The sequence below is a fragment of the Micromonospora sp. KC213 genome (genome assembly GCF_004348325.1).
Lineage (GTDB): Bacteria > Actinomycetota > Actinomycetes > Mycobacteriales > Micromonosporaceae > Micromonospora.
The window spans coordinates 1-6,838 of sequence record NZ_SMKF01000238.1 but is presented as its reverse complement, the minus strand read 5'-3'; the positions used below and the strand labels follow the sequence as shown (position 1 = coordinate 6,838).

General features: G+C 73.2%; 6 protein-coding genes. 2 read left to right on the top strand and 4 right to left on the bottom strand.

The window, feature by feature from the left end; genetic code table 11:
* Nucleotides 1-189: 189 nt before the first annotated feature.
* Both E1166_RS28365 and E1166_RS28360 read left to right on the top strand, forming a co-directional pair.
* Nucleotides 190-1,119, top strand: a complete 930-nt coding sequence (locus E1166_RS28365; protein WP_132269954.1) for a tetratricopeptide repeat protein — start codon at nt 190-192, stop codon at nt 1,117-1,119.
* A gap of 106 nt (nt 1,120-1,225) precedes the next feature.
* Nucleotides 1,226-2,500 (top strand): arginase family protein, encoded by a 1,275-nt coding sequence (locus E1166_RS28360; RefSeq protein ID WP_132342948.1) that lies wholly within the window; start codon nt 1,226-1,228, stop codon nt 2,498-2,500.
* Nucleotides 2,501-2,593: 93 nt separating this feature from the next.
* Here the strand turns inward: E1166_RS28360 and E1166_RS28355 are convergent, their stop codons facing one another.
* The 4 genes from E1166_RS28355 to E1166_RS28340 all read right to left on the bottom strand — a co-directional run.
* Entirely contained in the window at nt 2,594-3,364 is a 771-nt protein-coding gene (locus tag E1166_RS28355; protein WP_132342947.1) for a 2OG-Fe(II) oxygenase, read from the bottom strand.
* A 2-nt stretch (nt 3,365-3,366) separates the two neighbouring features.
* A complete protein-coding gene (locus tag E1166_RS28350; RefSeq protein ID WP_132342946.1) occupies nt 3,367-4,152 on the bottom strand; it encodes a PhzF family phenazine biosynthesis protein in 786 nt (261 codons plus the stop codon).
* 38 nt (nt 4,153-4,190) lie between these two features.
* Complete coding sequence (locus E1166_RS28345; protein ID WP_132342945.1) at nt 4,191-4,400, bottom strand: hypothetical protein; 210 nt, start codon at nt 4,398-4,400, stop codon at nt 4,191-4,193.
* Between the two features lie 155 nt (nt 4,401-4,555).
* Nucleotides 4,556-6,838, bottom strand: a 2,283-nt coding sequence (locus E1166_RS28340) for a tetratricopeptide repeat protein (protein ID WP_132342944.1), incomplete at its 5' end; no start/stop codon positions are given.

The following is a 6,838-nucleotide window of genomic DNA, read 5'->3' as shown; positions in this document are numbered from 1 at the left end:
GAGACCGCCCCCGGACCCGGTCCCAGCCCCGGGCCGAGACGACGCAGGATCGGGCTCGGTGCGGCAGCAGGCGTGATGATCGACTTCGCGTGCGGGCCGGGGCGGGGTGGGTGAGCAGCGGTGAGAGTGGCAACTGTCGCCGTCGCGGTTGATCCGGGTTCGGCGGCGTCCGTGCGAGACTAGGTAACCATGAGCGACCCACGGATGACCTCGTCGATCTTCACCCGCGGCGCGGTCGACCTCAGCGCACTGCGCAGCACCCCACCGGCCACCGCCCGTCCCGCCACACCGGCGCAGGCCGGTCCGCCCACCGGCCTGCCGGGCGGCCCCGCCGGCCCGAACGGCGCCGCCGTGAGCGTTGTCGACGTGACCGAGGCGACCTTCCAGTCGGAGGTCCTGGAGCGCTCGCTCAACACACCGGTGGTCGTCGACTTCTGGGCCGAGTGGTGCGAGCCCTGCAAGCAGCTCTCCCCGGTGCTGGAGCGGCTGGCCGCCGAGGGCGGCGGAACCTGGGTGCTGGCCAAGGTCGATGTGGACGCCAACCCCCGCATCGCCCAGATGTTCCGGGTGCAGGGCATCCCCATGGTGTACGCGGTGGTCGGCGGCCAGCCCATCGACGCGTTCTCCGGCGTCGTGCCGGAGGCCCAGCTCCGCCAGTGGATCCAGGCGATCCTCAAGGCCGGTGGCGTCACCGTCGCCGAGCCGGAGGACCCTCGGCTCGACGAGGCGGACGACGCGCTGATGAGCGGCGACCTGGACGCCGCCGAGCGGGCGTACCGGAAGATTCTGGCCGAGTCACCGGCGGACGCCGCGGCCGAGGCGGGCCTGGCCCAGGTCGGCCTGGCCCGCCGGGTGGCCGGGGCCGACCCGCAGGCCGCGCTCGCCGCCGCCGCGCAGGCACCTGACGATGTCGACGCCCAACTGCTGGCCGCCGACATCGAGGTGCTGGGCGGTCTCGCCGAGCAGGCGTACGCCCGGTTGGTCGGCCTGGTCCGGCGGACCGCCGGCGACGACCGGGAGAAGGTACGCCAACACCTGGTCTCGCTGTTCACCGTCGCCGGCCCGGACGACCCGGCTGTGGCCTCGGCCCGGCGAGCCCTGGCCAGCGCGCTGTTCTGAGGTCCCGCCCGCCGGGGCGAGTTTCTGACCCACGAGTCCGAGTTTCTAGCACGCCAGCGCGGGCCGGCGTACCGGCCGGCCCGCCCGACCGTTGAGGACGGGAGCCATGATGCGCCGGATCGCCGTCCTCGACGCGCCGACCAACCTGGGGTTGCGCCCACCCACGTCCACCTCGGTTCCCGGTTGCGCCAAGGCCCCCGGCGCGCTGCGCGACCACGATCTGATCGCCCGGCTGCGGGCCCGCGACGCCGGCTGCCTCACCCCACCCCGGTACGACCCCGGCGACTGGCGTCCCGGCGACGGTGTCTGCCACGCCCGACAGATCTCCGCGTACTCGGTGGCGCTCGCCGACCGGATCGGGGCGATCATCGACCGGGGCGAGTTCCCGCTGGTGCTGGGGGGCGACTGCTCGGTGCTGCTCGGTTCGGCGCTGGCCATGCACCGGCTCGGGGAGGCGGTGGGCGGGCGGATCGGGCTGGTCTTCGTCGACGGGCACTCCGACTTCCGGCACCCCGGCAACGCCTCCTACGTGGGCGCGGCGGCGGGCGAGGACCTCGCCCTGGTGACCGGGCGCGGGCAGGCCGACCTGGCCGCCATCGAGGGGCGCCGGCCGTACTTCCGCGACATCGACGTGGTGGTGCTCGGCATCCGGGCCCAGGACGAGTACCGTCTCGACCTCCAGGCTGCCGGGATCATCAACCGTCCGGTGCCGGCGCTGCGCGCCGCGGGCGCCGCGCGGACGGCACAGTGGGCGCACGAGCAACTGGAGGACTGCGTCGGGTACTGGGTGCACATCGACGTGGACGTGCTCGACCCGGCGGTGATGCCGGCGGTCGACGCGCCCGACCCGGGCGGGATCGCCTTCGCCGAACTGGAGATCCTCCTCGCCGGGCTGGTGGACACCCCACACTGTCTCGGCGTCGAGCTGACCGTCTTCGACCCCGACTACGACCCGGACGGCACGTACGCCGCCGAGATCGTGAACACCGTCGTGGCCGGGCTGGCCCCGGTCTGCGCGCCCGAGTCGGCGCCACCTCGGTTGCTGTCGCCACCACCGCAGCGGGTGCGCGACACCGACCGCCCGGGGCCCCGCGAGGCCCTGCCGGGTCGGCCGGACGGTACGAACACGCTGCTGGGCCTACGACCACCCGCCGATTCGGCCGGTGTCGGGGCGGGGGGCCCGGCCGGTCGTACGGCGGCGGTGGACGGTGCCATCCCGTCGGGGCCGGCGCCGCTCGTCGAACCCGTCGGCCCGATGCCGGTGCCGCCGGTCGAACCCGTGGGGCCGCCCGCGTCCGCCGGGCCGGGCCTGCTCCGCCGGCTGCCCACGCCGGGCGAGGACGTCCCCCTGGCCGACGGCCCGCCACCCGCGATCGCCTGAACGCGCCGGGCCGCCCGCGCACCTTCCCGCCGCCTGCGACCGGCGCGTGCGTCCGCGTTCGTGCCCTCGGCGGCGTGCGCCCGCGCGACGCGGTCAGGCGAACAGCACGAGCGGTTCGTCCGCGTCACGGACACCGACGAAGCAGGCCGCGGTGACCCGGGCACCCCGGTCCACCCGCCGTACGCCGTGCACCCGGGCCGCGTCGAACATGAGCAGGTCGCCCTGGCCCGGTTCGCACGACCAGTACGGTTCACCCAGGGTGTCCCGGTCGAGGCCGTAGTCGGGCCGTCGCCGGTTGTCGTACTCGCGCTCGTCCGTCCAGAGCCCCCAGAAGTCGACGTGCCCGCCGCTGCCCGGCGGGGGCACCTGGAGGTACACGTTCGTGCCGATCCGGCGCCGCAGCCGGTGGCCGGTCAGCAACGGGATCGCCCGCTGGTCGATGTGCGGGTTGGCGTGACCTCCGGTGGGCCAGCGCCGGACGATCCCCGGCAGCATCGCCCGGCCTTCGTGGTGGGCCACCGTCGCCCCCTGTGGCCACAGTTCGTCCAGACGCAGCCGCAACTCGTCGAGGGGGGAGAGCCGGCCCGCGAAGATCCGGTGCCGGATCAGGTCGCAGGTGTCGGCGGCGGTGTCCAGATACCGTTGCGCGCCGGCCGCCGACTCGGATGCCTCGCCGATGGAGGTCCCGATGCTCTGGAAGTCGCCGGTGAGCGTGTAGCGGGACCGCTCGCACTCCTCGACGACCCGGGGGAGCACGGCGGCGCAGCGCTGAGGGGCGTGGAACCGGCGTACCCAGATCGCGTCGAGATCGCCTTCGGCCAGTCGGGCGAGCGTGGCGGCGGTCAACTCCTCGGCGTACTTCACGATCACACCGCGATCTCACCGTGCCACACGGTGACCGCCCGACCGCTCAATCCGATCCGGCCGCCACGGTCGAACAGCCGGAGCGTTCCACCGCGGGGGGAGAGCTGCTCGGCGAGGAGTTCGTGCCGCCCCAGGCGGGCGAACCACCAACTGCCGATGGTGCAGTGCGCCGACCCGGTGACCGGATCCTCCGGCACCCCCACGGCCGGGTAGAAGCAGCGACTCACCACCCGGTCGGCCACGTCGTCGAAGGCGGTGACGATCACACCGCGTGCCGGGATCTCGGTGAGGGCGGCCAGGTCCGGTCGCACGGACCGGACGTCCTGTGGCCCGGCCACCTCGACCAGCAGATCAGAGACCCCCCGCGCGACCGCGACGACGGTGACGCCGTCGCCGAGCGCGCGGGTCAGCTCGGGTGGCGGCTCGCTCGGGGCCGGCGGGTCGGCCGGAAAGTCCATCTCGATCCACCCCTGTGCCGAGACCGAGCAGGTGAGCTGGCCACTGCGGGTGTGGAAGGTGCTGTCCCCGCCGAGCACGTGAGCCGTGGCGAGGGTGGCGTGGCCGCACAGATCGACCTCGACGGTGGGGGTGAACCACCGCAGGCGCCACCGGCCGTCGTCGGCGGGCGAGACGAACGCCGTCTCGGAATGCCGCATCTCACTCGCCACCGCCTGCATCCACTTCTCGTCGCGTTCCTCGTCGAGGAGTACGACTCCGGCGGGATTGCCGCGGAACGGCTCGTCGGTGAAGGCGTCGACGACGAAGAGCCTACCGCCGCTGTTGGTCATCGGAACTCCCGTTGTCGACGGTGAAGCGGTCACGGAAATCACCGCGGCTGGTCGGCGAGCATTGGTGGACGGCCGCTGAAGTAGAGCCGGGGATCGACCTCCAGGGCGACCTCGTACGCCTTGGACATGTCCCGCGCGATCTGCTGAAGGGCCTCGGGAGCAGGGCCGGAGCCGTTGGCCGGTGACGGATCCGAGGAATTCCGCCCGACGTCGACCGGCGGCGCCGGGTGCTGCTCGTCAGCGGACATCCGAACCCCCTGTAGCTGTGGCGGCACATGTCCAGACTGGTCCGACGCAGTGACGGCGGACAACCTCCATTCGGAGGATTCCACGACCAGGGCACGGGGCACTGACATTCATCCGACATCCATTCGTGAATGTGGTGGCGCATTGCCGGCCGTACTCATCCGGCCGGCTGGTTCGGGCCTGCGGCCCGGGTGGGTTCGGTCCGCTCGGCGGGCGGCTCGTCCGGTGGGGCCGGCGGGACATACGGCGTCAGCCGGTCCAGCGTCTCGCGGATGCCGACGATGTCGGGGTTCCGATCGCCCAGCACCGGCCGGAAGTCGTGGAGCAACCGGGTCAGCTCCGCCCGGGCCTGCGCGGCGCGGTTCTGCGCGATGAGGGCCTCGGCGAGCTGCCACCGCAGCAGGAACACCTCACGGCGTTCCGCCTCCCGCTCGCCCACCTCGGCGAGCCCGGCGCGAACCTGCTCCTCGGCCTGCGCGAACCGCGCCTGCCGGGCCAGGCAGCGGGCCAGGGTGAGACGCACCAGGAGGGTCTCCGGCTCGACCGGCGCCCAGTGGCGCAGTCGGATGGCGAGGATCTCCCGCAGCATCTCCTCGGCCTGCCCGGCCCGGCCCTGCAACAGCACCGCACGGGCCAGGGTGTGCCGGATGACCATGGTGTCGGAGTGTTCGGGCCCGCGTACCGTGCGCTCGGCGGCGACCAGGGCGGCCAGCTCCGCCTCCGCCTCGGCCCACCTGTTCTGCTGCATGATCGCCCGGGCGAGCTTGTGCCGGCTGGCGAGCGTGTCGGCGTGCATGTCACCGAGGACCTCCGCGCGACCGGCGATCACCTTGCGCAGCAGCGCCTCCGCCTCGACCGGCCGCTGTTGTTCGAGCACCGCCCGCGCCAGTTCGTGCCGTAGTGCCAGGATCTCCCGGTCGTCCGGGTTCACGTCGTACGCGGGACAGTTGTCGAGCAGCGGCCGGAGCATCTCCTCCGCGGAGAGCGCCAGCCCGGTGGCGAGCAGGTAGCGGGCGGTCAGCCGGACCAGTTCCAGGACGGCCAGCACGGTGACCCGTTCGTAGCGGATGTCCGTGCCCTGCAGGTAGTCCTTCGCCAGCCGCATGGTGTGCGGCGCCAGCAGGTACCAGGCGTCCCAGTCCGCCATCGTGTCCGGCGCGCGGTCCCGGACCGCCGCGGTGAGCAGCTGGGTGACCAGGGCGTAGTACTCGGTGGCCTGGCGGCGCAGCTCCGGATCCTCGCGCATCATCGCGTGCACCAGCGGGTGCAGGACGAGCACGTGGCGGAAGTCCTCGTCCCGGACCGCCGCCAGATCCTCCGGTTTCACGCTGGTCACCAGGGAGAGGTCGGCCAGCCCTTCCAGCACGGTCAACTGCTGTTGCCCGGTGAACTCGGAGAAGAGGGTGGAGCGCTTCAGGATCTCCTGGTCGAGCACCCGGTAGTAGGGCACGTGGGTCGGGCTCAGGCAGGCCAGCACCCGCAGCAGGTTGCCGGCCTGGGTCAGCCCGCGCCGGGCGAGCAGGTCCAGGGAGATCTCGAACACGCTGGCCGTGACGCCGAGCGTGGGGTCGTCGGGGTTCGCCACCCCGGGTGGCTGACCCAGGCGCTGTTGCAGGCTCCGCCGGTAGCTCTCGAAGTCACGTAGCACCTGCTTGCCCTGGTAGATCTGGGTGGTGTGGACGGACTTGAGATAGTCGCCGACGGCACGTAGGGCCAGCGGCAGCCCGCCGAGCGCGGCGGAGAGCGCCCGGGCCTGCTCCTGGCTGCCGGCTCCGCTACCGGCCCGGGAGAGCAGCACCAGGGCACCGTGCTCTTCGGGCAGCGGCGGCACGAGATGCTGTCGGGCCCACGACGGCCAGGTGGTCCGGTAGCCGTCGCGGCTGGTGACGATGACCAGGTTCGCCGGGTTCCTCGGCTCCCGCAGCCACCCCCGGCCGCCGCTGATGTCCCCGTCGACGGGGTCGAGCAGGCCCGGCTCGTTCGCGTTGTCGATGACCAGCACCCAGGGCTGCTCGGCCCGGTCGAGGAAACGCCAGACCAGGTCGGTGGCGGCGGCGTCACCGGCCCAGGCCCGTTCCACCGCGCTGCTCGGTGCGCCCAGCCGGGTGGCCACCTCCCGCATTCCGGAACTGAGCCGCAGCGCGGACACCCACCAGACCTGTCGGCCGGCGAGTTGGACCCGACGGGCGATCTCCGCCGCGAGGTGGCTTTTTCCGGCGCCGGGCAGGCCGTGCAGGACGCGCACCGAGGAGGGAGGTTCCGATCCCGCCGGTCGATTGGACAGGATCTCCTCGATGAGGGCGTCGCGGCCGTACAGGGGAGAGTCGAGCCGCCCCAGGGGCGGCTCCACCGAGACCCGCCCGGCCCGATCCGGCTGGTCGGGCCGCGGCGACGGATGGTCGAGGGCCTGCGGGCCGGGGGCGTCGGGTCCGGCCGGGGC